A 20,781-nucleotide genomic window follows, 5' to 3' on the forward strand; every position below is an offset into this window, starting at 1 on the left:
CCATGGCCGCCTCCCGCCAGACCAAGTCCAGCTTCGCCGCCGGCGAGCTGGCGCCCGAGCTGCTGGGCCGCGCTGATCTGCGCGCCTATGCCAATGGCGCGCGGCGCCTGCGCAACGTGTTCATCCAGCCGACCGGTGGCGTGACGCGCCGGCCCGGCCTGCGCCACATCGCCATGCTGCCCGGCGCCGCCCGGCTGCTGGCCTTCGAGTTCAACACCGAGCAGGCCTATCTCCTCGTCTTCACCGACGGGCTGTTCAGCGTCTACCTCGAGGACGCGCTGGTGGCGCAGGGCCCGGCGCCCTGGAGCACGGCGCAGCTCCCGCAGCTCGCCTTCACGCAGAGCGCCGACACGCTGCTGATCTGCCACCCGGACGCACCGCCGCAACGCCTCACACGGAGCAGCCACACGAGCTGGAGCATGAGCACCTGGTCCCTCGCGCAACTGCCGACCTATCGCTTCCTCGACGCCGGCATCGCACTCACGCCCAGCGGCACCGGGGGCAGCATCACGCTCACGGCCCCGGGCGCGGCCTTCCAGGCCGGGCATGCCGGAACGCCCTTCCGCTTCCGCGGCCGCCTCGGCGTGCTCACCGCGGTCGCCTCACCGACGCAGGCCAGCCTCAGCCTCGGCGAGGCGCTGCCCGACACGGCGGCCAGCACGGATTGGGAGGAGGCCGCGTTCAGCCCGGTGCGCGGCTGGCCCGTCAGCGCCTGCTTTCACCAGGACCGCCTCGTCATCGGCGGCTCGCGCGATCTGCCCAATCGCCTCTGGCTCTCCCGCTCGGGCGACCTGTTCAATTTCGACAAGGGCAGCGGCCTCGATGACCAAGGCATCGAGTTCGGCCTGCTGTCGGACCAGGTGAACGCCATCCGCGGCGTCTTCTCCGGCCGGCACCTGCAGCTCTTCACCACGGGCGGCGAATGGATGGTGAGCGGCGAGCCGCTGACACCCTCCTCCATCCAGCTCAACCGGCAGACGCGCATCGGCAGCAGCGCCACGCGCATGATCCCGCCGGTGGATGTGGATGGCAGCACCATCTTCGCCGCCCGGAGCGGAAGGGCGATCCACGAATTCGCCTATACCGACGTGCAGCAGGCCTATCAGTCGAACGACCTCGGCCTGGTCGCGGCACATCTCATCCGCAACCCGACCTCCATGGCCTATGACCAGTCGCGCCGCCTTCTGCACGTGACGATGGAAGATGGCGGCCTCGCCACGCTCACGCTGTTCCGCGCCGAGCAGGTGACGGCCTGGACCCGGCAGGAGACGGCGGGCGCCTTCACCCATGTGGCGGAAGTGGATGGCCGCGTCTTCGTCGCGGTGCTGCGCCAGGGCACCCACCGGCTGGAGCGCTTCGAGCCCGGCTTCGGCCTGGATGCCGCGCTGGAAGGCGCCAGCGCCACGCCGAAGGATCGCTGGACCGGCCTCGCGCATCTGGAAGGTTCCACCGTCGGCGTGCTGGCCGATGGAGCGCCGCGCCAGGCGGCGCTGGTGTCGCAGGGCGCGGTCACGCTCGATCCGCCGGCCATGACGACGCAGATCGGCCTCAGCTACGCGCATGAGATCGAGCCCCTGCCACCCGAGCTCTCGGGCGTCGCGGGCAGCCGGGCCGCGCCGCTGCGCCTCGTCTCCGTCAGCTTCCGCCTCCTGGAGACGGCGGCACTCGACGTGGATCTCGGCCGTGGCCCCGCGCCCGTCGCCTTCCGCCGGCTCGACACGCCGCTGCTCGACGCCGCGCCGCCGCGCTTCAGCGGTGATGTGCGCCTGGCCGCTCTCGGCTGGCGGCGCGATGCGATGCGTCCGCTCTGGCGGATCGCGGGCGATGCGCCGCTGCCGCTCACGCTGCTCTCCGTCACCACCGACATGAGGACGACCGACTGATGGCCGCTTTGTCTTCCCTCGCCACCCTCGCCTCCACCGGCGTCGGCCTCTATGCGCAGAGCCGCACCGCGCAGCAGCAGGCGGCGACGCAGCGCGCCCAGGCCGAAATCACCCGCCAGCAGGAAGCGGCGCGCCAGCAGCAGCTCACGCTGCAACAGCAGGCCGAGGCGCGGGCGCGCGGTGAGCAGGTGGCGCGCACGGTCGCCTCAGCGCGCGCGCGCCTCGCGGCCGGCGGGCTGCAGGTGAGCGACGGTTCCGCCGCCAGCGTCACGCAGGGGCTGCGCGCCGATGCGGCGGCCGGCCAGGCGGATAGCGATGCGATCTTCCGCGCGCGCCTCAGCGCGGGCCGCGCCTCGCTGCTCAACCCGGACGCCACGCTCACCAGCGTGCTGCGCGCGGTGCCGAGCTTCGGCAACGCCGTCCGCAACCTGCTCGACTGATCCCTCCCCACCGGCGCGATTCCCTCCCGCCCCCAGCTTTCGGAGCACCTGATGTCCGAGCACATCCGCATCGGCGATATCGCGCCGCGCGTGCACTACGTCGCCGACGGCGTGCAGACCGCCTTCACCTATCCCTTCCCGATCTTCGAGCCGGGCGACCTGGAGGTGCTGACCGACAACGCGCCCGCAAATTACGGCTTCACGGTCGAAGGCGCGGGCGACTCCGCCGGTGGCACCCTGCGCTATGCCGATGCGCCGGCGCCGGGCACGCGCATCACCATCCTGCGCCGCCTCACCATCGAACGCGTGACGGATTTCCAGTCCAACGGCGTCCTGCGCGCCAATACGCTGAACGACGAGCTGGACCGCCAGGTGGCGGCCCTGCAGGAGGTGCGGGACGACGTGCAGGGCGCAATCCGCCTCTCCGCCGCGGAGGCGCCGTCCGGCATGGTGCTGCCGCTGCGCGCCGCCCGCGCCGAGAAGCTGCTCGGCTTCGACGCGACCGGCGACGTCATGGCCTATGACCGCACGGGCACCATCGCCGCCGCCTTTCCCGGCGCCGTACCGCGCAGCGTGGAGGACAAGCTGGCCGAGACACTGACGGCGCGCGACTTCGGCGCGACCGGTGACGGCGTGAGCGATGACGGCCCGGCGCTGCAGGCGGCGATGAATGCGGCGGGCGCGGCGGGCAAGCACCTCGTCATCGGCGAGGGCACCTACCGCACGACCATGCCCCTGCTGCTGCCCGGCGGCGCCGCCGGCCTCACCATGCACGGCACCATCCTCTATGCCGGCCCGGGCGGCCTCACGGCGCTGACCATCGGCGATGGCGGGGCGGTGCGGAACGCCACCAAGCTCTACCAGGGGCTGCGCGTGATCCGCGCCACCATCAGCGACTGGATGAACTTCGGCGACATCGGCATCGTCCTGCGCAACCTCGATTCCAGCGTGGTCGAGATCCGCCAGGTGGAGGGCTTCACCATCGGCGCGCAGACGCTGGGCGTGGAGCGCGGCTTCGAGGACAGCAACGTCCATCTCGGCCGCATCGTGAACAACCACATCGGCCTCGACATCCAGACCCAGACGGCGGCCGCCTGGAACACCTCGATACGCTATTACGGCGGGCATTTCGCCATCGCGAGCGCGCTGCATCCGACGTTGAGCCGCTACGGCATCCGCTTCTCGGCGCAGCCGGGCGCCTATGTCGCGCACAACCGCCACGTCTTCTTCGGGCCCGCCTTCGAGCTGCAGGCGCGCGACCGGCCCGCCATCCAGGGCATCCCCTTCCTCAGCCTGGTGAACAGCCGTGCCGTCATCGTCTATGGTATGCGGATGGAGGGCTGCTCGCCCTATCCGGCGCGGCATGCCGGCAACGCGCAGGACCATGTCTACGAAGTCGCCTGGGCGAGCCAGGGCTACCTGCTGGAGGTGCTCTATGACGGCACGGCGGCGCGCGTCGGCGCCGTGGTGCGCGGCATGCACCAGGCGGCCGCGCATCGCGAATTCACGCGGGAGGTGGGTGCCGTGCCCAGCCTGCGCGCCGCCGCCTTCCGCTGGAATGCCTCGCAGACAGGCTTCGACCAGTTGGCCTGCCTCTCCACCAATGTCAGCGGCAACCCGACCACGCTGCCCGACTTCGCCCTGCCCGGCCTCGAGGACTACGTGCTCACCAATCGCGGCGTGGTGCTGCCGGGCGGGCGCGGCCTCGGCTTCGTCGTGGATGCGACCCGCGCGCGGGAATTCGCGCTGGCCGTGGATGCCGACGATCCACGCCTGATCGTGCAGTGCTTCGATGCGGGGATGGGCCTGCTGACCGACGCGGGGGGGCAGCTCGTCCGCGCCTCAGGCATGTCCATGACCTGGAACGCCACCGCCCGCTGGTGGCAGGGCTCGGCCGACATGACGGATGCCGATCTCACGCGGCTGCAGGTGGTGCGGCTCGAGCCCGCCGTCGCCTATGCCATCATCGGCGTGGCGCGCATCGGCACGGATTACGAGGTGCGGGCCATGCGCCTCTTCTGCGACCCCGCGGTCTCGCCGCCGCTGCTCTACGGCCTGCCGGACCTGCGCCACGGCGCGCGCGAACTGCGTGCCGAGCTGGCCTGGGACCCGCCCTCGATCGCGGCGGGTGCGAGCGCGCAGCTCAACGTGCCCCTCGCCGGCGCCAGGCCCGGCGATTTCGTGCAGGCCGCCTTCACGCTCTCCACCTCCGGCGTCGTCTTCCTCGCGCAGATCGGCGCGCAGGATGTGGTGACGGTGACGGCGTGGAACCGCAGCGGCGCCGCGGTGGACCTCGGCGCCGGCACGGTCAGGGTCCGCCTGGTGAAGTCGTGAGGCCGCGCAAGCCGCGCGGCTGGACGACCGACCTCGAGACCGCGCTGCCGCTGGTCGCGCGCCACTATCTGCGCTTCGTCCAGGACACGGAGCACGAGGCCGACAGCAAGGCCTTCGCCGCGCGCCAGACGGCGGCGAAGACCGCGCTCTCGCATCTCGAGCAGCTGATGCGGGTTGCTGGCGGCGGTGGCGAGACGGCTGTGGATTCCGCCCTCCAGGCGCTGGATGCGGCGCGGCAGGAAATGGACGAAGAGGAGACGCCCGCGGATGACCCAGGAGAGCCTGGCTGACCTGCTCGAATTCGCCTGGGTGTGGAACCGGCAATTGCGCCAGGGCACGCCGCAGGTGCATCGCCGCATCCTGCGCTGGCTGGAGACGGAGCAGGCCTCGCGTCGCCTGCTGCTCATGGCCTTCCGCGGCTGCGGCAAGTCCACCCTGGTCGGCCTGTTCTGCGCCTGGTCGCTCTACCGCAATCCGGAGCTGCGCATCCTCGTCGTCGCGGCGGACCAGATGCTGGCGGGCAAGATGGTCGGCCATGTCCGCCGGATCATCGAACGCCATCCGCTTTGCGCGGCCCTGATCCCGGAAGGCAACGAGGCCTGGGCGGCGGATCGCTTCACCGTGCAGCGGCCAGGCGCGCTGCGCGATCCCTCGATGCTGGCACAGGGCCTGCTCGGCAACATCACTGGCGCGCGGGCCGACATCATCATCTGCGACGATGTGGAAGTCGCCGGCAATTGCGACACGCCCGGCAAGCGCGGAGAACTGCGCGAGCGTCTGGCCGAGACGGAGTTCATCCTCACGCCCGGCGGGCTGATCCTCTATGTCGGCACGCCGCACACGGAGGAGAGCCTGTATCGGGCGGGCGAAGGCTTCCTCGATGGCTATCGCCGGCTGGAGGTGCCGATCCTGGACGCCGCCGGCCAGAGCGCCTGGCCGGAGCGCTTCAAGGACAGTGCCATTGCCGCCCTGCGCGGGCGCGTTGGCGCGTTGCACTTCGCGCGCCAGATGCTGCTGCAGCCGGTGGCGATGAGTGCGGCGCGGCTCGATCCCGCGCTGCTGCTGCGCTACGCGGAGGAGACGGAATACCGCGAGGCGAATGGCCGCGCGCAGCTCTGGCTGCTCGGCCGGCGCATGGCCTCGGGCGGCGGCTACTGGGACCCGGCCTTCGGCCGCGCGGAAGGCGGCGGCGACGGCTCGGTGCTCGCCGCCACCTATACGGATGACGAGGGCCGGCACTTCCTGCATCGCCTCGCCTGGATCACGCAGCGCAGCGACGCGCCGGAGGACCCGGCGACGCAGCAATGCCGACAGGTGGCGACACTCGCGCGGGAGCTGATCCTGCCCGTGCTGCGCGTGGAGACGAACGGCCTCGGCCGCTTCCTGCCCGCCCTGCTGCGGCGGGAGATGGCGCGCGCGGGCGTGGCCTGCACCGTGCTGGAGCACAGCAACCGCCGCCCCAAGGCCGAGCGGATTCTCGCCGCCTTCGACCCGCTTCTCGCCGGCCGCCGGCTGCACGCGCATGAAAGCGTGTTCCGTACCGGCTTCCCGCGCGAGATGGCCGAATGGCGGCCGGACGCGCGGGGTGCGCGCGATGACGGGCTGGACGCCGTGGCGGGCTGCATCCTGGCCGAGCCGGTGCGCCTGCCGGCCCTGCCGCCGCGCCCATCCGCGCCCAATTGGCGGGGTGGCTAGCTCAGGCGCTGCGCTTCAGCACCTCGCTCGCATGCCGCGCCCGTCCCGGCGCGGTGATCGCGAAACGCCCATCCGCTCGCAGCTCGGCCAGGCCCATCCCCTGCAAGCGCAGCAGGCAGGGCTGGTCCTTCAGCTCCGGCGGGCGGCCATGCGGCCCCACCAGCGTCAGCCGGTGCAGGGCCGAGCGGCAGCAGCTTTCCAGATACGGCTCATTCCACATTCACGATCTCTCCAGCGCGCAACCGTTGTGGCGATGCGCGCGCCCGCCTGCAAGGAGGCTCCCCATGGATCCCATGAACCCGTCATCCCTGTGGTGGATGGATGCCGCCCAGGCGCCGGTGATCGCCGGGCTCTACTGGCTGCTGCTCGGCATCAAGCGCGACCTGGATCGCCGGATCGAGAAGGGCACCTCCCGCCATGATGACGGCCTGGCCCGCACGCGGGACGAGCTCGCCGCCTTCAAGCTCGAAGTGGCGCGGACCTATGTGCCGCTCTCGCTGATCCGCGACGTGGACCGGCGGCTCTCCGAGCAACTGCTCCGCATCGAAGACAAGCTCGAAAACATCCGTCGCGACCAGGAGAACGACAAGTGAGCACCACGGCCCCCTCCCCCACCCGCCTCGCCGCCCAGGCCGCCGCCGAGGAGCTGCTGGCCCGCATCCTCTATGCCGAAGCCGGCCAGCGCCCGGTCCGCGCCATCGAGGCGCTGGCCTGCCTCGCGCTGAACCGCGCCCACGCCGCGCTCGCCACCGCCGAGGCGCGCACCCGCTTCGCCGGCGATGCGGCGCCCGAGACGCTGCCGCGGGCCGTCATCGCTGTGCTGCGCGCGCCCTTCCAGTTCCCGGTGCGCCACCCCCAGCATGAGCGGCACGCGCTCTTCGCCGCGCCGATCGAGGGTGACGCCGCGCTCGCCGTCTGCCGCCGCATCGCCGGCCGCGCGCTGCGCGGCGCCCTGCCGGATGCGACGCGGGGCGCGCTGCTCTGGCATGACCTGCTGCGCCAGCCCGGATGGTCGCTCGGCCGCATGCCGACGCTGGAGGCGGGCGGCCTCGCCTTCTACCGGCTGGAGGGCCTGTGATAGACGGGGGACATGGAACCCCTGATCTACACCCTGGTGCGCGAGGCCGATTGGCGCGCCGCGGAAGCCGCCGGCGCCTATCATGGCAGCGCCGATGACCGCCGCGACGGCTTCCTGCATTTCTCGACCGCGGCCCAGCTCCGCGCCAGCGCCGCCAAGCACCGCGCCGGCGTGGCCGATCTCTGGATGATCGAGGCCGATGCGGCGACCCTGGGCGATGCGTTGAAATGGGAACCGGCGTCCGGCGGCAGCCGCCCGGGCCTCTTCCCGCATCTCTACGCGCCGCTGCCACTCTCCGCGATCCGCCGCGCCATCCCGGTGCCGCTGGATGCCGAAGGCCGTCACGCCTTCCCGGGCGGGATCCCCTGACGCGCGCGTGAGACGGCGCGCTCGCTCATCACGCAGGCCAGCACCACCACCAACCCGCCCAGGATCACCTCGATGCCCGGCGCATTGCCGAAGACCACGAGGTCGAGCGTGACGGAAAGCGGCAGCGCGATGAACTCGAAGGGAGCGAGGCGCGCGGGGCTGCTGTGCCGCAAGGCCAGCGCCAGCAGGATGGTCGCCCCGCCCGCAAGCAGGCCATTGAGCAGAAGCTGCGCCCATTCCACGGCACTCGGCGCCGCCCAATAGGTGGCGGCGAAGGGCCCCGTCGCCAGTACGCCGAAAAGCGAGGGCCAGAGCACCAGCCGCGCGATCCCGGGCTCGGCCCGCAGGCTGCGGTTCAGCGTGATGTTGGCCGCATAGGCGATGGTGCCGAGCAGCGCGCAGGCGAAGCCGTAGAGGCTGCCCCCCTCGCCCAGCTGCGGCGCCAGCGCGATCATCACGCCGCAGAACCCCACGCCCGACCACAGCCAGGCCGCGCGCGGCACGCGCTCCTTCAGGAAGACGCGCGCCAGGATCAGCGTCATGAAGGGCGCGGTGAAGAAGATCAGGTAGGCATCGGCCAGGCTGAGGTAGCGCACCGCGACATAGAAGGTGAGCCCGGCCGTCAGCATGGTGCAGGCGCGCAAGCCATGCAGCCAGGGATGCGCCGTCCGCAGGGGCCCGCCCGGCCAGCCGAAGGCGCCGCGCAGCCCGATCAGCAGTCCCAGCAGCACCGCATGCCGCAGGAAGATCGCCTGGGCGGCCGAGAAATCGCCCGCCAGCAGCTTGCTGTTGGCGTCGAGCAGCCCGAACAGGCCGATGCCTGCCATGAGCAGGAGCGGGCCGCGCACCATCTTGTCCTTTGCCGTGTGTGGCATCCCGTGTCGCGTTCCGGCGGGGCGCTGTCAACGCAGCCTGGATTTCGTTCCGGCCGGTTTCGCCCTATGCAGCGCGCATGACCCCCTCCCTCGCTTCCGCCCTGATGCCCCTGATGCGGGGGCTCGATGCCGAAACCGCGCATGGGCTGGCGCTCAAGGCGCTCGCCCTCGGCCTCGCCGGGCGCGACGACACGACCGATGCGCCGAGCCTCGCCACCCGCGCGCTGGGCCTGGATTTCCGCAACCCGATCGGCCTCGCCGCCGGCTTCGACAAGGATGCGGTGGCGATCCTGCCGCTGCTGCGGGTGGGCTTCGGCTTCGTCGAGGCGGGCACCGTCACGCCCCGCCCCCAGGCCGGCAACCCGCGCCCGCGCCTGTTCCGGCTGACCGAGGATGCGGCGGTGATCAACCGCATGGGCTTCAACAATGCGGGCCTCGATTCCTACCTGGCCCGCCTGCGCGACCTGCCGCGCCCGCTGCCCGGCGTGCTCGGCGCCAATGTCGGCGTGAACAAGGAGGGCGCCGACCCGGAGCGCGACTACCCCGCCCTCTGCCGCGCCGTGGCCCCCCTCGCCGACTACGTCACGATCAACATCTCCTCCCCCAACACCCCCGGCCTGCGCGATCTCCAGGGCGAGGCGCGCCTCGCCTCCATCCTCGACGCCGTCTCGCCCCCGGCGCTCGGCAAGCCCGTTCTGGTGAAGCTGGCGCCGGACCTGGCGGAGGATGCGCTGACCCCGATCATCGAGGTCTGCGTCACGCGCGGCGTGGCCGGCCTCATCATCAGCAACACCACCATCGCGCGGCCAGAGACGCTACGCTCGGCGCACAAGGGCGAGGCGGGCGGGCTTTCGGGCGCGCCGCTCTTCGAGCGTTCCACCGAGATGCTGGCCCGCGCGCATCGCATCGCCGCCGGGCGGCTGGTGCTGATCGGCGCCGGCGGCGTCGCGACCGGCGCCCAGGCCTATGCCAAGATCCGGGCCGGCGCCTCGCTCGTGCAGCTCTACAGCGGTTTCGCCTATGGCGGGCCCGCCCTGATCGGCCGCATCAAGCGCGAACTGGCCGATCTCCTGGCCCGGGACGGTTTCGCCCATGTCGCCGATGCGGTAGGCACCGGCGCATGACCGTGCAGATTCTCGAACACCTCGCCCCCATCGCCGACCGCTATGACGGCTACGTGCTGGATCTCTGGGGCGTGGTGCATGACGGGCGGCAGCCCTATCCCGGCGTGCTCGACTGCCTGGCGGAGCTGAAGGCGCGCGGCAAGCGCGTCGTCTTCCTCACCAATGCGCCGCGGCGCGGCTGGTTCATCCAGAACATGCTGGACGGCATGGGCGTCGAGCGTGATCTCTATGCCGGCATCATGTCCTCGGGCGAATGCTCCTGGCTCTGGCTGAAGGAACGCAAGCTCCCCTGGTTCGCCAAGCTCGGTCGCCGCGCCTACCATATCGGCCCGGAGCGCGACCTCTCGGTGGTGGAGGATGGCGCGGCCGAACTCGTCGCCCGCCCCGAGGACGCCGATTTCCTGCTGAACACCGGCCCCGACCCCGAGCGGAAGTCGAAATCCGTCGAGCCCTATCGCGACGAGCTGCGCGCCTGCTTCGAGGCCGGCCTGCCCATGCTCTGCGTCAACCCGGACCGTGCCGTGATGGTGGCGGGCGAGCGGCTGCTCTGCGCCGGCGCGTTGGCCGATGTCTATCTCGAATGGGGCGGCGACGTCTTCGAGGCCGGCAAGCCCGACCCCGCCGTCTATGGCCCGGTGATGGATCTGCTGGGCATGACCGACAAGAGCCGCGTGGTGGCGGTGGGCGACACGCCGCACACCGACCTCGCGGGCGCCCGCCACGCCGGAATCGACAGCCTCTGGGCCCTGACCGGCCTGACCGCCGATGCCCATGGCCATGACCCCTCGCCCGGACTGCTCGCGCATGTGCTGGCCGAGGAAGGCGAGGCGCCGGTCGCCGCGCTCCGCAGCCTGCGCTGGTAGCTTGGGCCGTGCCGCGTCGAGGCGGCATGGCCGAAAGGCGGCATCCTCCCCTCGGCAAGGGTCGGGCCTGATGGCAGGCTCGCCCCCATGATCTTCCGCACCGCCTGCCGTGAGGCGCTGGGCGCGCCGGCGCTCGCCATGGCGGCCACCTTCCTGGCCTTCGGCGCGGCCGTGCAGGCGGCGGGGCTCGGCCTCGGCTGGGGGCTGGCGGCGGCGCTGCTGGTCTATGGCATGCCGGGGCAGATGGTGCTGGTGGCAGCCGTGGGCCTGCCGGGCGGCGCGCTTCCGGCGGTGCTGGGCGCCGCCACCGCCAATGCGCGCTTCCTGCCCATGGCGGTCGCGCTTTCGCCCTGGCTGGGCGGCGGGCCGCGCCGCTGGTGGGCGTTGCCCTTCATCGCCGTCACCCCCTGGGCCATGGCGATGCGGCGCCTGCCCGGCCTGCCGGAGGTGGAGCGCCTACCCTGGTTCCTGGGCTTCGGCCTGACCTCCTGGCTGGTGGCGGGGGCGGCGACCATTCTCGGCCACGCCATCGCCCCCCTGCTGCAAGGGCCGGTGCTGGCGCTGATGCTTCTGGTGAACCCGCTCTATTTCACGCTGATCCTGGCACATGAGGTGCGCGTGCCACCCGGCCGCCGTGCCGTGATCGCCGGCTGCTGCGCGGCGCCGCTGGCGCTGCTGCTGCCCGCCGCCTGGGGGCTGCTCGTGGCGGGCATCCTCGGCGGCACGCTGGCCTTCCTGTGGGGGGAGCGGCGTGGCCGGCGCTGAGCTTGCCCTGATCCTGCTGATCCTGGCCTGCGCGCTGCTGCGCGCGGCGGGGCTGCTGGTGGCTGGGCGGCTCAGGCCCGATCACCCCTTCGTGCGCTGGGCGGCCTCGGTGGCGCTTGCGACACTCGCCGCCTTCATCACGGTCGCGATCCTGGCACCCTCGGGCCTGCTCGCCGGCATCGCGCTGCCGGCGCGGCTGCTGGGCCTCGCCGTCGCGCTGGGCTGGCTCGCCTGGCGCGGCGGCATGCTGGCGCCGCTCATGGCGGGGCTGTCCGCCACCGCCCTCCTGGATGCCGGGCTTCGCCTGCTGGAATGATCAATCCACGCGGATGTTGCGTGCGCGGATGACCTGGCCCCAGCGGTCGAATTCCTGCGCCGCGAACTGCGTCATCTCGGCCTGGGTGTTGCCGACGGCGACCAGCCCCGCCGCCGCCATCCGGCTGATCACGCCCGGGTTGGAGACGGCCTCGCGCACCGCGGCGGCCAGCCGCTCCTGCGCGGGCTGCGGCGTGCCCGTTGGCACCGCGATGCTGCCCCAGCTCTGCACCGTGGCCTCGCCGAAGCCGGCCTCGGCGAAGGTCGGCAGGTCGGGCAGCACGGCGATGCGCGCGGGGCCGCTGGTGGCGAGCGCGCGGATCGCCCGCGCCCGCACCTGGCCAATGGAGGAGGCCGGCTGGTCCAGCATGACCTGCACCGTGCCATTCACGAGATCCGCCATGGCCTGGCCCGAGCCGCGATAGGGCACATGCACCATCTGCGTGCCGGTCACCGCCATGAAGAGCTCGGTGAAGATATGCGTGCCCGAGCCGACGCCCGAGGTGGCGAAGCTGAGCTGCCCCGGCCGCGCCCGCACATAAGCCACGAATTCCTGTAGCGTCTGCGCCGGGATGGAGGGGTGGATCACCACGATCACGTCGGTCGTGAAGATCTTGGACAGGTAGGTCAGCTCCCGCCGCACGTCCACGGCGCGCATCAGGCCCAGATGCGGCGCCTGCGTCATCACGCCATTGGTGGCGACCAGCATGGTGTAGCCATCGGCCGGGCTGCGCGCCGCGGCCTCCACGCCCACCGCGCCGCCGGCGCCGGTGCGGTTCTCGACCACCACGGGCTGGCCCAGCGTCTCGCTCAGCCGCTCGGCGATGATGCGCCCGCCCACATCCGTGCTGCCCCCTGGCGAGAAGGGCACGATGATGCGGAGCTGCCGGCTGGGCTGCCACGGGGCTTGCGCCCCCGTCTGGGCTGCGGCGGCCAGCGGCAGCAGCGCGGGCGCGGCGAGGAGGGAGCGGCGGTTCAGCATCATGCGCGATGGGCCTTTCAAGCGCTGGCGAAGGCTTCCGCCTCCACCTCGACGAGGAAGCGGGGATGGGCGAGGCCCGCCACGATGAGCAGCGTGCTGGTGGGAGCATGGCCCTCCATCGCGGCATCGCGCGCCTGGCGCCAGGGCGCGATCAGCGCCGTGTCGGTCAGGAAGACGGTGAGCTTCACGATATTCGCGGGCCCCATGCCATGGGCAGCCAGCAGCGTGCGGAGATTGGCCAGCGCCAGCGCGATCTGCGCTTCGCCGTCCTCGGGGATGCTGCCATCCGGCGCGATGCCGACCTGGCCCGAGAGCACGAGGCGCCGCCCCGGCCCCTCGACCAGCGCCGCATGCGAATAGCGCGAGGCAGGGGCGGCGACGCCCTCGGGATTGGAGAAGGTGATCATGTGCGGGGCAACTCCTCACGGGCGACGGGCGCCGGGGGCGCGGCCGCGGCATTGTCCACCAGATAGGGGCGCAGGGCGCGGCGGATCTGGAACTCGAACTCGGTGTTCAGGTCGAACATGGTCTGGCGCAGCAGGCTCTCGGCTCCGGCGCGGCGCGCGGCCGCCGTGCTCTCGATGCTGCGCGACCGCTCGGCCGAGGCCTCGGCGAAGCCCAGGCGGCGGTCATTGCCGTCCAGGATGTCCACCCGCGCGGTGAGCTGGCAGAGCAGGCGCTCGCCCGGATCGCTCGAGAAGACGCCGCCGCCGCCCTGGTTGCGGCTGCGGACGATCTGCGCGCGGGTCACGCTGAAGCGCGCGCGGTGCTCGGTGCCGAAGGCCGCCAGGCGGTCCTGGCCCATGATGCGCACCGCCTCGGCCGGCGTGGGCCGCAGGTCGCGCCCGGCATCATTCGGCCCCGGGGCAGGCATGCGGTCCTCGATGTCGATCCGCGCCACGTCGAGACGGATCTGCGTGAGGTGGCGATAGGCGATGGGCGGCCCGTCCTCCTGCGGCGCGGGCGGTGTGGAGGCGCAGGCGGCGAGCGTCACGGGCAGCAGAAGCAGGGTGCGCCGAGAATGCGGCATGGCGGATCCTCCCGGGGATTCAGGCCTCTTTTCCGCGAATCGCTTCGCGGTCGAAGCGGAAGCCATAGTTGCAGAATTCGCATGTCATGGTGATGACACCAGCCTCGGCCATGTGATCGAGGTCGGGCACGGGGAAGCCTTCCAGCACCTGCGCGAGGCGCGAGCGCGAGCAGCGGCAGCCATAGGCCAGCGCGCGCGCCTGGCCGAGCTCCAGCCCTTCCAGCGAGAAGAGGCGGTGCAGCAGGGTCTCGGGCGGCAGCGCGTCATCCAGCAATTCGGCATCGGTCAGCGTGCCGGCGAGGACGAGCGCGGTGCGCCAGGCCTCCTCCTGCGCTTCGGCGTCCAGCGGCTCGCCCGTGCCGCCTTCGCTTGCGATGCGCTCCATGATGAAGGCGCTGGCCCGCCAGCCCTTCTCGGTGCGGGCGCAGGCGAGGCGGACATGGCTGCGCAGCTGCTCGGAGGTGGCGAAGTAGTTGCCCGTCATCTCGGCCAGGTCCGCGCCCTCGATGGCGACGATGCCCTGGTAGCGTTCCATGTCCTCGCCCTGGTCGCAGGTAAAGGCGAGGTAGCCGCGGCCGAGCAGGGCCCGGGCCGAGACATTCTTGCCATATTGCGACAGGCGCTCGGCATCGGCGCGGGCATAGCCGCGCAGCGCGCCCTGGTCCGTGCAATCGGCCAACAGCATGGAGACGGGGCCGTCGCTCTTGGCCTGCAGCGAGAAGCTGCCGCGATACTTGAGGGCGGCGGCGAGGCCGGCGGTCAGCGCCATCGCCTCGCCCAGCAGGCGCGTCACCGCATCGGCGCTGTCGTGGCGCGTCAGCAGCGCATCGGCCAGTGGGCCGAGCCGCACGAGGCGGCCACGCACCGGCTTGTTGTCGAGGTGGAAGGGCAGCACGCCGCGCGGGACCACGAGGTCGGGCACGGGCGGGCGATCATGATCGAGGAAGTCGGGTGTCGGCTGGGTCACAAGCTGGATTAGACCAGACCCGGGGGATTAGACCAGACCGGAGCAGCCGCCGGGCTCACCCCGTCACCAGCACCAGGATCTGCACCAGCGCCGAAACGACGAGCAGGACCAGGATGATCCCGCCCAGCCGGTCCGGCGAGGGCAGCCTCACGCGGCCATCGCGCTGCGGCGCGTCTTGGGCGGCTTGGTCATCATGGCGCGCAGGAGCTGCTTGAGCTGCATGCGGTCGATCGCCGGGAAGCGGGCCAGCACCTCCGCCTCATGCGCCTTCGCCGCGACCAGCAGGTTCTTCACCATCTGCTCGCCCCGCGGCAGCATCTGGATGCGGACCACGCGGCGGTCCCGCGCATCCGGCATGCGCTTGACGATGCCGTCCCGCACCATGCGGTCCAGCAGCTTGGTCATGGTGGGCTGCTGCAGCAGGCAAGCCTCGGCCAGGCCCGTCACCGTCTCGCCCGGGCTGCCCGAGAGGGTGGCCAGCACGCGCCAGACCGGAACGGAGACGCCTTCCTTTCGCAGCTTCGCGTGGAATTCCGAGGATACCGCGTGTGAGGCGCGCGCCATCAGATACAGCAGGTAGTCGTCGACAAAACGTTCTGTCCCAGGCGCTTCCATGTCTTCCTCGGAGTCATTCAGTGTCTCTGAACCGTGTCATCCGGTTTCGCGGGCATGCAATTACGGGGAAATACGGATGCCTGACATATGAAAATTCATGTGATAACCTCCCTCGAAATGGGAGATCCGGATGTCGCTTCCGACCCTCGAACCCGCCTGGATCTCGGCCTTTGAGGCCGTGTTCCGCCGCTGCAAGCTGGCCCCGGGCGATCTGGCCTGCCTGCTGACCGAAAGCCGGTCCCGCCCCTTGAACATCGCCCTGGCCGAGGCGGCGATGGCCCGAATCGGCGCCAGATTCATCCGGATGTCTCTCCCGACACCGCCGCAGACCGCTCCGGTTCCGATTCGTTCCACCGGCGCATCGCGCGCCATCGCCGGCCATCCCGCGGCGCTGGCCGCGCTGGCCGCCTGCCCCTTCATCGTGGACCTCACCGTGGAAGGGCTGCTGCACGCGCCCGAACTCAAGCAGATCCTGGGCGCGGGGAGCCGTGTGCTGATGGTCAGCAACGAGCATCCGGACGCGCTGGAGCGCCTGGTGCCGACCGATGCCGATGAAGCCATCGCCAAGGCCGCCGTGAAGCGGGCCCGGGCAGCGAGGCGCATGCAGGTCACCTCCGCCGCCGGCACGGATCTGCGCGTAAACATGGAGGGGGCACCCAGCGTCGGCGTATGGGGCTGGACGGACCGGCCGGGCACCATCGCCCATTGGCCGGGCGGCATCCTCGTCGCCTTCCCCCGCGCAGGCTCGGTCGAGGGGCGGCTCGTGCTTGATGCGGGCGACGTGAACCTCACCTTCAAGCGCTACATCGAACGCCCGATCACGCTCACCATCGAGCAGGACCACATCACCCGCATCGAGGGAAAGGGCGCCGATGCCGAGATGATGCGCCGCTACCTCGAAGCCTGGGGCGACCGCGCGGCCTATGCGGTGAGCCATGTCGGCTGGGGGCTGAACCGCGCCGCGCGCTACGAGGCGCTCGCCTTCTACGACCGCGAGGACACCAACGGCACCGAGCTGCGCGCGGTGGCCGGCAATTTCCTCTTCTCCACCGGCGCCAATGAATTCGCCGGGCGCTTCACCGAAGGGCATTTCGACATCCCGGTCTTCAACACCACCATCACGCTCGATGGCGAGGATGTGGTGCGCGAAGGTGTGCTGTTGTGACGCCCGCCCTGCTATTGCATGGCATCGGTGGCCGCGCCGCGCTCTGGGCGCCGAGTGTGGCCGCCCTCGCCCCGCGCCCGGTCATCGCCATGGACATGCCGGGCTATGACGGCAAGGGCCCGGCCCTCGCCAGCTTCGAAGCCTTGGCCGATGCGGCAGTGGCGCAGCTCAACGCCGCCGGCATCACCGAGGCCGATGTGGTGGGCCATTCGCTGGGCGGGATGATCGCGCTCGAGCTCGCGCTGCGGCATCCATCGCGCGTCCGGCGCCTTGTCATCGTGGCCAGTTCGCCGGCCTTCGGCAGCCGCGATCCGGCCTTCCGCGAGAGCTTCCTCGCCGCGCGGCAAAAGCCGCTGGATGAGGGGATCGGCATGGCGGGCGTGGCCGCCGCGCTGGTCCCGGCCATGCTCGGCCCCGCCGCCGATCCGGGCGCGGCCCCCGCCGCCATGGCCGCCATGGGCAGCGTGGACGAGGCCGCCTATCGCGCGACACTCGCCGTGCTCACCGGCTTCGACCGCCGCGCCGACCTGCCGCGCGTGACGCAGCCCGCCCTGCTCATCGCGGGCGAAGCCGACCAGACCGCGCCGCCCCGCGGCATGGCCCGCATGGCCGAAGCCATGCCCGATGCGCGGATCATCGTGATCCCCGGTGCCGGCCACCTTCTGCCGCTGGAAGCGCCCGGCGCCTTCCACGCGGCCCTTCTCGAATTCCTGAGCTGAAGGAGAGCGCCCATGGACATGCCGCTGCCCGTGACCGCCGATGCGCCGATCTTTGACCCGCGCGGCTTCCGCCTCTCGCCCTTCGAGGCGGAACTCACCGCCCGCGCCCGCGAATTCGGCGCACGCATCCTCGCCCCCCGCGCCGCCCGCTGGGACCGCGAGGCGAGCTTCCCCACGGACAATTACGACGACATGCGCCGCGAAGGCTGGCTCGGCATCTGCATCCCCCGCGCGGATGGCGGCATGGGCGCCGATTTCCGCGCCTATTGCCTGGCCGCGGCGGAATTCGGCCGGTACTGCGGTGCCACGGCCCTGACCTGGAACATGCATGTCTGCAGCACCCTCTGGACCGGCCTGCTGACCGATGACCTGGAGATGGATGCCGCGACGCGCGCCCTGCACCATGACCGCCGCAAGCTGCATTACGCGAATATCCTGGAGCGCGGCGCCGTCTTCTCGCAGCCCTTCTCCGAAGGCGGCGCGGCGGCGGCCGGGACCGTCGCCTTCGGCACCACGGCCACGCCGGTCGAGGGCGGCTTCCGCATCAATGGCAAGAAGATCTTCGCCTCGCTCTCCGGCCATGCCGATTGCTACGGCATCCTCTGCACCGAGGTGCAGGGCGAGGCGAAGCTCTCGCGGCGGGACACGCTCTACCTCGCCATCCCCAAGGATGCGCCGGGCGTCTCGGTCGAGGGCGAGTGGGATCCACTCGGCATGCGCGGCACGGTGAGCCGCAACCTGATCTTCAAGGATGTCTTCGTGCCCGAGAGCGCGGCCCTGATGCCGCCCGGCCTCTACTTCCAGGCCGCCTCGCGCTGGCCGCACATGTTCATGACGCTGACCCCCACCTATATGGGACTGGCCCAGGCCGCCTATGACTTCACCGTGCGCTACCTGCGTGGCGAGCAGCCGGGCACGCCGCCGGTGAAGCGCCGCATGTATCCCACGAAGCAGATCGCCGTCGCCGAGATGCGCATCATGCTGGAGCAGACCAAGGCGCTCTGGTTCCAGGCGATCAGCGAAGCCGGGCCCGACCCGTCCAAGGAGCAGATGCTGCGCGCGCTCGCCGCGCAGAACACGGTGATGGAAAATGCCAATGCGCTGGCCGCCAAGGCGGTCCGGACCTGCGGCGGCCAGGCCATGCTGAAGACGCTGCCCCTGGAACGCATCTACCGCGACAGCCGCTGTGGCAGCCTCATGCTGCCCTGGACGGCCGAGCTCTGCGTGGATCGCATCGGCCGCGACGCGCTCTATGAGAAGGGCGAAGCGGATTGATGCAGGGCTTCGACCTCCCTGCCCTCACGCCGCTGATCGAGGCCGAGGAGGCGCTGCTGCGCGGCGAAGGCATCCGCGCGGGCGACCGCGTGGGCTGGATCGGGTTGAACGATCCCGGGATGCTTGCCTGCCTCTTCGCCTGCGAGCGCATCGGCGCCGTGCTGGTCCCGCTGAACTGGCGCCTCGCGGCCGAGGAGCTCCAATGGATCGCGGCCGATGCCGGCCTCGCTTTACTGCGCGAGGGGCCGGAATCGGGCGCCGTCACGCCGCATGCCATGCCCTCGCCCGCGCCCTGCGCCGCGCTGCTGATCGGCTACACCTCCGGCACAACGGGCCGGCCCAAGGGCGCGATGCTGAGCCGCGCGGCACTGCACGCCAATGCGGAGAATGCGCGGCGCCTCTTCGCGCTGACGCCCGAGGACCATGTGCTGACTGTGCTGCCGCTGTTTCATGTGGGCGGGCTGAACATCCAGACGGTGCCCGCGCTGCTCGCCGGGGCGCGCGTCACGCTGCTGCCAAAGTTCGACCCCGAGGGCTTCTTCGACGCCGTCGAGCGCCTGCGCCCCACGCTGACGCTGCTGGTGCCGGCGGTGATGACGGCGCTGGTGCGGCATCCGCGCTGGGCCAGCGCCGACCTCTCCTCGCTGCGCGCCATCGGCGCCGGCTCCTCCGAGGTGCCGCTGCCCCTGATCGAGGCCTTCCACGCGCGCGGCATCCCCGTGCAGCAGGTCTATGGCATGACGGAGACGAGCCCTATCGCCATCGCGCAGACGCGCGATGAGGCGCTGGCCGCGCCCGGCTCCATCGGCACAGCGGCACCGCTCTGCGAGGCGCGCATCGTGCTGCCTGATGGCACCGGAGCGCCAAGCGGCACGCCGGGCGAGATCGAAATCCGCGGCGCCAATGTCATGACCGGCTATTGGGCGCGGCCCGATGCCACGGCGGAGGCCCTGCATGAGGGCTGGTTCCGCACCGGCGATATCGGCCTGCAGGACGAAGCGGGCCGCTTCTGGTTCACTGACCGCCTCAAGCGGGTGATCATCTCGGGCGGCGAGAACATCTATCCGGCGGAGCTGGAGCGCGTGCTGGCCGAGGTGCCGGGCCTCACCGAATACGCCATCATCGGCCGGCCCGATCCGCGCTGGGGCGAGGTGCCCGTCGCCGTGATCGTGGCCGAACCCGGCTTCAACGAGGCGGCGATCACCGCCCGCTTCGAGGCGAGGCTGGCGCGCTTCAAGCACCCCCGCGCCATCCTGCGCGTCCCCGCCCTGCCGCGCACGGCGCTCGGCAAGGTGCAGGTGGAGAAGCTGCGGGCGCTTACGGCAGGCGGTTAGCCGCGCGTCGCTGCTCATAGGCGCGGGCATGCAGCGCCGCCGCGTCATGGATCGCCGTCTCCACCCCCGCGCGCCGCGCGGCCTCGGCCAGGAAGCCCAGGATATGCTCGCCCTCGATGCGGTTGCCCGCTTCGATGTCGCGCAGCATGGAGGTGGCGTAGGCGCTGCCCGGCTCGCTGAAGAGGGCACGGTATTCGGCCATGAAGCTCTCGGGCATCGGGTGGCCGTGATGCGCGGCGATGGCGGCGTTGCGGGCCAGCACCTCCTGCAGCCAGGCGCTGCCGCCGCCGCGGACGATCTCGCCGACATTGGCGCGCATCAGCACGGTGCCGACGGCGCTGGTCCCGAGATGCACGAGCTTCTCCCACATGCGCTGCGCGATGTTGGAGACGGCCTTCGCCTCCATCCCGCGCGCGCCGGCGAAGGCGGCCTCGATCGCCGCCACGCGCGCGCTCATCCCGCCCGCCACCTCGCCGAAGGTCAGCCAGCGCCAGTCGTTCAGCTGCTTCACCACGCCATCGGGCGTCAGCGTCGCCTGGATCTTGCACAGCCCGCCCAGCACGCGCTCCACGCCGAAGCGCGCCTGCAGGGTCTCGATGTGGGAGAGGCCGTTCAGCACGGGCAGGATCGCGGTCCGCGCATCCATGGCGGGCGCGATGCTGGCCATCGCATCCTCCAGGTCATAGGCCTTGCAGGTGAGCAGGATCACGTCCCAGCCGGGCGTGAGCGCCTCCGCCGTCACGGTCTTCACCGGCAGGCGCGCATCGCCAAAGGGGCTTTCGAGGATCAGGCCCTGGCCGGCCAGCCGCTCGGCGCGGCGCGGACGGACGAGGAAGGTCACGTCGCCGCCGGCCTCGGCCAGCCTGCCGCCGAAATAGCCGCCCAGCGCCCCTGCCCCCAGCACCAGCATCCGCATGCGACAATCCTTTCCATCCGCGACATAAGCGCGTTAC

Annotated in this window: 24 protein-coding genes; 16 read left to right on the forward strand and 8 right to left on the reverse strand. The window is 71.5% G+C overall.

All coding sequences use genetic code 11. The annotated features are described in order from the left end of the window. The first annotated feature begins 2 nt into the window (after nucleotides 1-2). The 5 genes from R9Z33_RS21060 to terL are packed head-to-tail and all read left to right on the forward strand — an operon-like array spanning nucleotide 3 to nucleotide 6,352. Entirely contained in the window at nucleotides 3-1,883 is a 1,881-nt protein-coding gene (locus tag R9Z33_RS21060; protein WP_318648539.1) for a hypothetical protein, read from the forward strand. Further along, on the forward strand, nucleotides 1,883-2,323 hold the full coding sequence (locus tag R9Z33_RS21065) for a hypothetical protein (protein ID WP_318648540.1): 441 nt from the start codon (nucleotides 1,883-1,885) through the stop codon (nucleotides 2,321-2,323). Before R9Z33_RS21060 ends, R9Z33_RS21065 begins: the two co-directional genes overlap by 1 nt. A 51-nt stretch (nucleotides 2,324-2,374) precedes the next feature. Then, on the forward strand, nucleotides 2,375-4,657 hold the full coding sequence (locus R9Z33_RS21070) for a glycosyl hydrolase family 28-related protein (protein ID WP_318648541.1): 2,283 nt from the start codon (nucleotides 2,375-2,377) through the stop codon (nucleotides 4,655-4,657). Next, on the forward strand, nucleotides 4,654-4,947 hold the full coding sequence (locus tag R9Z33_RS21075) for a hypothetical protein (RefSeq protein WP_318648542.1): 294 nt from the start codon (nucleotides 4,654-4,656) through the stop codon (nucleotides 4,945-4,947). Before R9Z33_RS21070 ends, R9Z33_RS21075 begins: the two co-directional genes overlap by 4 nt. Further along, complete coding sequence (gene terL / locus R9Z33_RS21080) at nucleotides 4,925-6,352, forward strand: phage terminase large subunit (protein WP_318648543.1); 1,428 nt, start codon at nucleotides 4,925-4,927, stop codon at nucleotides 6,350-6,352. The genes R9Z33_RS21075 and terL overlap by 23 nt, the downstream gene beginning before the upstream one ends. 1 nt (nucleotide 6,353) lies before the next feature. Here the strand turns inward: terL and R9Z33_RS21085 are convergent, their stop codons facing one another. Continuing rightward, the gene (locus tag R9Z33_RS21085; protein ID WP_318648544.1) at nucleotides 6,354-6,572 is read right to left on the reverse strand and encodes a hypothetical protein; all 219 of its coding nucleotides are present in this window, start codon (nucleotides 6,570-6,572) and stop codon (nucleotides 6,354-6,356) included. Nucleotides 6,573-6,636: 64 nt separating this feature from the next. On the opposite strand from R9Z33_RS21085, the gene R9Z33_RS21090 reads away from it, so the two are divergent. Genes R9Z33_RS21090 through R9Z33_RS21100 form a run of 3 tightly spaced genes read left to right on the forward strand, consistent with a single transcriptional unit; the run spans nucleotide 6,637 to nucleotide 7,799 of the window. Further along, nucleotides 6,637-6,945 (forward strand): hypothetical protein, encoded by a 309-nt coding sequence (locus tag R9Z33_RS21090; protein WP_318648545.1) that lies wholly within the window; start codon nucleotides 6,637-6,639, stop codon nucleotides 6,943-6,945. Then, complete coding sequence (locus R9Z33_RS21095) at nucleotides 6,942-7,430, forward strand: cell wall hydrolase (protein WP_318648546.1); 489 nt, start codon at nucleotides 6,942-6,944, stop codon at nucleotides 7,428-7,430. Before R9Z33_RS21090 ends, R9Z33_RS21095 begins: the two co-directional genes overlap by 4 nt. 12 nt (nucleotides 7,431-7,442) lie before the next feature. Continuing rightward, the gene (locus R9Z33_RS21100; RefSeq protein ID WP_318648547.1) at nucleotides 7,443-7,799 is read left to right on the forward strand and encodes a DUF952 domain-containing protein; all 357 of its coding nucleotides are present in this window, start codon (nucleotides 7,443-7,445) and stop codon (nucleotides 7,797-7,799) included. On the opposite strand, the gene R9Z33_RS21105 is transcribed toward R9Z33_RS21100, so the two are convergent. Next, a complete protein-coding gene (locus tag R9Z33_RS21105; protein ID WP_318648548.1) occupies nucleotides 7,772-8,647 on the reverse strand; it encodes a DMT family transporter in 876 nt (291 codons plus the stop codon). The two genes, R9Z33_RS21100 and R9Z33_RS21105, sit on opposite strands and share 28 nt — an antisense overlap. 104 nt (nucleotides 8,648-8,751) lie before the next feature. Between R9Z33_RS21105 and R9Z33_RS21110 the strand changes: the two genes are divergently transcribed. From R9Z33_RS21110 to R9Z33_RS21125, 4 genes are all read left to right on the forward strand, one after another. Next, the gene (locus R9Z33_RS21110; protein ID WP_318648549.1) at nucleotides 8,752-9,798 is read left to right on the forward strand and encodes a quinone-dependent dihydroorotate dehydrogenase; all 1,047 of its coding nucleotides are present in this window, start codon (nucleotides 8,752-8,754) and stop codon (nucleotides 9,796-9,798) included. Next, nucleotides 9,795-10,661 carry a TIGR01459 family HAD-type hydrolase gene (locus R9Z33_RS21115; protein WP_318648550.1) on the forward strand — a complete coding sequence of 289 codons (867 nt, stop codon included), beginning with the start codon at nucleotides 9,795-9,797 and terminating at the stop codon, nucleotides 10,659-10,661. Before R9Z33_RS21110 ends, R9Z33_RS21115 begins: the two co-directional genes overlap by 4 nt. Before the next feature lie 87 nt (nucleotides 10,662-10,748). After that, complete coding sequence (locus R9Z33_RS21120) at nucleotides 10,749-11,426, forward strand: AzlC family ABC transporter permease (RefSeq protein WP_318648551.1); 678 nt, start codon at nucleotides 10,749-10,751, stop codon at nucleotides 11,424-11,426. Beyond that, nucleotides 11,413-11,742, forward strand: coding sequence for an AzlD domain-containing protein (locus tag R9Z33_RS21125; RefSeq protein ID WP_318648552.1), 330 nt, complete (start codon nucleotides 11,413-11,415; stop codon nucleotides 11,740-11,742). Before R9Z33_RS21120 ends, R9Z33_RS21125 begins: the two co-directional genes overlap by 14 nt. Here the strand turns inward: R9Z33_RS21125 and R9Z33_RS21130 are convergent, their stop codons facing one another. From R9Z33_RS21130 to R9Z33_RS21150, 5 genes are all read right to left on the reverse strand, one after another. Further along, nucleotides 11,743-12,726 carry a Bug family tripartite tricarboxylate transporter substrate binding protein gene (locus tag R9Z33_RS21130; protein WP_318648553.1) on the reverse strand — a complete coding sequence of 328 codons (984 nt, stop codon included), beginning with the start codon at nucleotides 12,724-12,726 and terminating at the stop codon, nucleotides 11,743-11,745. Between the two features lie 14 nt (nucleotides 12,727-12,740). Next, nucleotides 12,741-13,130: a RidA family protein gene (locus R9Z33_RS21135; RefSeq protein WP_318648554.1), complete on the reverse strand. Its 390-nt coding sequence runs from the start codon at nucleotides 13,128-13,130 to the stop codon at nucleotides 12,741-12,743. After that, nucleotides 13,127-13,753: a hypothetical protein gene (locus R9Z33_RS21140; RefSeq protein ID WP_318648555.1), complete on the reverse strand. Its 627-nt coding sequence runs from the start codon at nucleotides 13,751-13,753 to the stop codon at nucleotides 13,127-13,129. The genes R9Z33_RS21135 and R9Z33_RS21140 overlap by 4 nt, the downstream gene beginning before the upstream one ends. Before the next feature lie 19 nt (nucleotides 13,754-13,772). Continuing rightward, nucleotides 13,773-14,729 carry an Hsp33 family molecular chaperone HslO gene (gene hslO / locus R9Z33_RS21145; RefSeq protein ID WP_318651683.1) on the reverse strand — a complete coding sequence of 319 codons (957 nt, stop codon included), beginning with the start codon at nucleotides 14,727-14,729 and terminating at the stop codon, nucleotides 13,773-13,775. 138 nt (nucleotides 14,730-14,867) lie between these two features. Beyond that, nucleotides 14,868-15,335 (reverse strand): MarR family winged helix-turn-helix transcriptional regulator, encoded by a 468-nt coding sequence (locus R9Z33_RS21150; protein WP_318648556.1) that lies wholly within the window; start codon nucleotides 15,333-15,335, stop codon nucleotides 14,868-14,870. A gap of 130 nt (nucleotides 15,336-15,465) precedes the next feature. Here R9Z33_RS21150 and R9Z33_RS21155 point away from each other — a divergent pair, with 130 nt between their 5' ends. Genes R9Z33_RS21155 through R9Z33_RS21170 form a run of 4 tightly spaced genes read left to right on the forward strand, consistent with a single transcriptional unit; the run spans nucleotide 15,466 to nucleotide 19,828 of the window. Beyond that, nucleotides 15,466-16,500, forward strand: coding sequence for a M29 family metallopeptidase (locus R9Z33_RS21155; RefSeq protein ID WP_318648557.1), 1,035 nt, complete (start codon nucleotides 15,466-15,468; stop codon nucleotides 16,498-16,500). Further along, complete coding sequence (locus R9Z33_RS21160; RefSeq protein ID WP_318648558.1) at nucleotides 16,497-17,219, forward strand: alpha/beta fold hydrolase; 723 nt, start codon at nucleotides 16,497-16,499, stop codon at nucleotides 17,217-17,219. Before R9Z33_RS21155 ends, R9Z33_RS21160 begins: the two co-directional genes overlap by 4 nt. Nucleotides 17,220-17,231: 12 nt before the next feature. After that, entirely contained in the window at nucleotides 17,232-18,494 is a 1,263-nt protein-coding gene (locus R9Z33_RS21165) for an acyl-CoA dehydrogenase family protein (RefSeq protein ID WP_318648559.1), read from the forward strand. Continuing rightward, nucleotides 18,494-19,828, forward strand: coding sequence for a class I adenylate-forming enzyme family protein (locus R9Z33_RS21170; RefSeq protein WP_318648560.1), 1,335 nt, complete (start codon nucleotides 18,494-18,496; stop codon nucleotides 19,826-19,828). The genes R9Z33_RS21165 and R9Z33_RS21170 overlap by 1 nt, the downstream gene beginning before the upstream one ends. Here the strand turns inward: R9Z33_RS21170 and R9Z33_RS21175 are convergent. Further along, complete coding sequence (locus tag R9Z33_RS21175; RefSeq protein ID WP_318648561.1) at nucleotides 19,812-20,744, reverse strand: ketopantoate reductase family protein; 933 nt, start codon at nucleotides 20,742-20,744, stop codon at nucleotides 19,812-19,814. The two genes, R9Z33_RS21170 and R9Z33_RS21175, sit on opposite strands and share 17 nt — an antisense overlap. Nucleotides 20,745-20,781: the final 37 nt, after the last annotated feature.

The sequence above is a fragment of the Sediminicoccus rosea genome (assembly GCF_033547095.1).
GTDB lineage: Bacteria > Pseudomonadota > Alphaproteobacteria > Acetobacterales > Acetobacteraceae > Roseococcus > Roseococcus rosea.

What these genes read in the sequence shown, in the direction of transcription:
- R9Z33_RS21060 (WP_318648539.1), top strand. Translation starts at nt 3, where the DNA reads ATGGCCGCCTCCCGCCAGACCAAGTCCAGCTTCGCCGCCGGCGAGCTG.
- R9Z33_RS21065 (WP_318648540.1), top strand. Translation starts at nt 1,883, where the DNA reads ATGGCCGCTTTGTCTTCCCTCGCCACCCTCGCCTCCACCGGCGTCGGC.
- R9Z33_RS21070 (WP_318648541.1), top strand. Translation starts at nt 2,375, where the DNA reads ATGTCCGAGCACATCCGCATCGGCGATATCGCGCCGCGCGTGCACTAC.
- terL (WP_318648543.1), top strand. Translation starts at nt 4,925, where the DNA reads ATGACCCAGGAGAGCCTGGCTGACCTGCTCGAATTCGCCTGGGTGTGG.
- R9Z33_RS21085 (WP_318648544.1), bottom strand. Translation starts at nt 6,572, where the DNA reads ATGTGGAATGAGCCGTATCTGGAAAGCTGCTGCCGCTCGGCCCTGCAC.
- R9Z33_RS21090 (WP_318648545.1), top strand. Translation starts at nt 6,637, where the DNA reads ATGGATCCCATGAACCCGTCATCCCTGTGGTGGATGGATGCCGCCCAG.
- R9Z33_RS21100 (WP_318648547.1), top strand. Translation starts at nt 7,443, where the DNA reads ATGGAACCCCTGATCTACACCCTGGTGCGCGAGGCCGATTGGCGCGCC.
- R9Z33_RS21110 (WP_318648549.1), top strand. Translation starts at nt 8,752, where the DNA reads ATGACCCCCTCCCTCGCTTCCGCCCTGATGCCCCTGATGCGGGGGCTC.
- R9Z33_RS21115 (WP_318648550.1), top strand. Translation starts at nt 9,795, where the DNA reads ATGACCGTGCAGATTCTCGAACACCTCGCCCCCATCGCCGACCGCTAT.
- R9Z33_RS21120 (WP_318648551.1), top strand. Translation starts at nt 10,749, where the DNA reads ATGATCTTCCGCACCGCCTGCCGTGAGGCGCTGGGCGCGCCGGCGCTC.
- R9Z33_RS21130 (WP_318648553.1), bottom strand. Translation starts at nt 12,726, where the DNA reads ATGATGCTGAACCGCCGCTCCCTCCTCGCCGCGCCCGCGCTGCTGCCG.
- R9Z33_RS21135 (WP_318648554.1), bottom strand. Translation starts at nt 13,130, where the DNA reads ATGATCACCTTCTCCAATCCCGAGGGCGTCGCCGCCCCTGCCTCGCGC.
- R9Z33_RS21140 (WP_318648555.1), bottom strand. Translation starts at nt 13,753, where the DNA reads ATGCCGCATTCTCGGCGCACCCTGCTTCTGCTGCCCGTGACGCTCGCC.
- R9Z33_RS21150 (WP_318648556.1), bottom strand. Translation starts at nt 15,335, where the DNA reads ATGGAAGCGCCTGGGACAGAACGTTTTGTCGACGACTACCTGCTGTAT.
- R9Z33_RS21155 (WP_318648557.1), top strand. Translation starts at nt 15,466, where the DNA reads ATGTCGCTTCCGACCCTCGAACCCGCCTGGATCTCGGCCTTTGAGGCC.
- R9Z33_RS21165 (WP_318648559.1), top strand. Translation starts at nt 17,232, where the DNA reads ATGGACATGCCGCTGCCCGTGACCGCCGATGCGCCGATCTTTGACCCG.
- R9Z33_RS21170 (WP_318648560.1), top strand. Translation starts at nt 18,494, where the DNA reads ATGCAGGGCTTCGACCTCCCTGCCCTCACGCCGCTGATCGAGGCCGAG.
- R9Z33_RS21175 (WP_318648561.1), bottom strand. Translation starts at nt 20,744, where the DNA reads ATGCGGATGCTGGTGCTGGGGGCAGGGGCGCTGGGCGGCTATTTCGGC.